Annotated in this window: 1 protein-coding gene; it reads right to left on the bottom strand. The window is 61.3% G+C overall.

Annotated elements, in window-relative coordinates; genetic code table 11:
* On the bottom strand, window positions 1–2081 hold a 2081-nt coding region (locus tag AC5JJ6_RS11220; RefSeq protein ID WP_496042109.1), incomplete at its 3' end, for a peroxidase family protein.
* Window positions 2082–2092: the final 11 nt, after the last annotated feature.

Below are 2092 nucleotides of genomic sequence, written 5' to 3'. Positions count from 1 at the left end.
GCACGCACGTCCCAGTAGACGGCCGTATCGGTATCCCCAACTCCATTGTCCCGGACGATCTCGCGAACGATCGAGAGCTGGCCTGGATTGAGGTCTCTGTCAAGCATCAGCGCGTTGAGGGTCTTGCCGCCAAACTGCGCGTCGGCACCGGGCTTGACCACTCCCTGCACAACATCGCTCTGAAGGTAGACCTGGCCCGCCATGCTGTCGGCGCTGTATGTGACGCCGTTGTGCTCGATGCCGATACGGACGTTGAGCCAGCGGTCGCCGTCGATGAGATCGTTGCCTCCTCGTCCCTCGATCATGTCGCTGCCGCCGCCGCCGAGGAGGATGTTACCATCATCGAAGGCAATCTGACCTTCACGGTCACCGGTCCCGGGAGCCGAGGCCCAGGTGCCCAACAACTCGCGCAGTCCCGTAATCCGGTCGACGCCGGCCTGGCTCAGTTCGTGCTTGACCATCGTATTTTCGGCCGCGGCGAGATTGGGGTTCTCTCCGACCTCCGGCTCTGCGTTGGGATCGGGCTCACCCCGGTTGTCGCCCTTCAAAAGGTCGTTCTTATCCCAGCCGGAAAGGGCCTCCACGGCATCGAAACGATCGCGGAGGATGTCCGCCGCGTCTGTTGTGAAGATCGGCTTAGTGAGGTCCGAATCCGCTTCTTCCGTGTTCCCTTTGTGGATCGCCCAGTCGAAGCCCCACATGCCCTCGCTGCGCATGACGCTTTCGCCCTGAACCATGATGTCGTCACCGGATTCGGCGTCGAAATCGTGTTCGTTCTGGCCGGCGAACATGACGTCGTGGCCGATGATGGACGAGTTGAACATCAGCTCCGAGTTGTCGCCTGCCGTGGTGTCAAAACCGTTGCCGGCCTCGATCCAGTCGTCGCCCTCGTTGCCGAGCAGGAAGTCGCTGCCCTCGCCACCGAGAATGAAGTCATTCCCAGTGCCGCCGAAGGCTTCCTTTCCGTCCGGTCCGGTGATGATGAAGTCGCTGCCTTCGTTGCCGAAAACCAGTGCCAGGCCCGAGCCGGCGTGGATGACGTCGTTGCCCTCTTCACCGTGGAGCATATCGACCTCACCAATATCCGTGCCGGAATTGGTGATGATGTCATCGCCCTTGCCGCCATGGATCTTGTCGACGCCATAGCCAGCCTCGATGCGATCATTGCCGTCCCGTCCCCACACCGAGTCATCGCCACCGCCAGCGATGATCGTATCGTTGCCGTTGGTGCCCTGGATGAGAACGTGGTCGTTCGTGTTGACGCGGATGTATTCGTCGATTCCGTCGCCGTTGGCGTCCCTGCGCTCGATCATGGGGGAGACCGCCTGAAGCCACGCGTCTTCCTGCACAGGATCGGCATAGCCGAACTTCGTTCCCATGGCCCGGTCCATGTACAGGACATGGTCCGGCACCGAGAAGATGTCGCCGGGAAGAGCATAACCCGTTTCGCCCAGATCGGTGTTGTTCAGCACCATCTTGGCGAAGGAGTTGTTCTCCAGCTCATTGAGTAGGTTGAGACCCTGAACGCGGGACAGATAGTAGAACCGGTCCGCATTCTGAAGGTTCTCGAGCTGGAGCTCGAAGATGAACGAGAAGGTCGAGCCCAGCATGCCGCCGAAGGCCATCTTTTTCTCGGCCATGCCGCCAACCCAGAGGTCGATGTCCTCAAGGCCGCCGAGCTTTCCACCGGCATAATTCCCGGTCGCGTTAAGGAAGTCCTGCCGGTCGGTCGGAGCCCCCTCACCGCCGAACACGATCTTCCAGGCGGCATCGCGCTTGGCCTCAGTCGTCGCCGCCTGAGTGATCGTACCGTGGGTGCCGTAAGCCGCAATGAAGTTCACGATGGAGGCGGGATTCTTCAGGTTGAGCGCGAAGTCGGTCCAGCTCGTGTAGGCATCGAGCTGCGAGTCGCCATTCGCCGCCTCCTTGAACTGCCGCCGCGCCTCGTTGAGCGACGGAATGCCGGTGTCGCGACCACGGGCGATATTGAGGGCCGCCAGATCGAGCGGGATGCCGAGCAGCTGGTTACGCAGCACATCGGTGACGAACTCGTCAATCTCGTTGCCGACCTGGCTGGTCATGCCGCGAACGA

The organism is Skermanella sp. (assembly GCF_059503625.1).
The sequence above is the reverse complement of the archived record's forward strand: the minus strand, read 5'-3'. Positions and strand labels throughout refer to the sequence as shown.